Annotated in this window: 1 rRNA gene; it reads left to right on the top strand. The window is 56.2% G+C overall.

Features of this window, described 5'->3' with window-relative positions:
• Positions 1-142 precede the first annotated feature (142 nt).
• Positions 143-208, top strand: a 5S ribosomal RNA gene (gene rrf / locus EII11_RS10420); the annotation flags it as partial.

Raw genomic sequence — 208 nt, 5'->3', positions numbered from 1 at the left:
AAACACACACACCAAAAAGTGTGAAAACACAAACGAAAGCACGACACTGCTCACAACCACCATACAGGTTCACGACCAACCCACACCCCCCCCCAAAAAAACACACGCGGGGGGCTAACAAACACATACTGGTCGACCCTTTTGCGGCGGCAACAGCGTGGGGGAAACGCCCGGACCCATCCCGAACCCGGAAGCTAAGCCCCACAGC

The sequence above is a fragment of the Schaalia canis genome (assembly GCF_003858455.1).
Taxonomy (GTDB): Bacteria; Actinomycetota; Actinomycetes; order Actinomycetales; family Actinomycetaceae; genus Pauljensenia; species Pauljensenia canis.
This window is presented reverse-complemented; position numbering and strand designations above follow the sequence as displayed.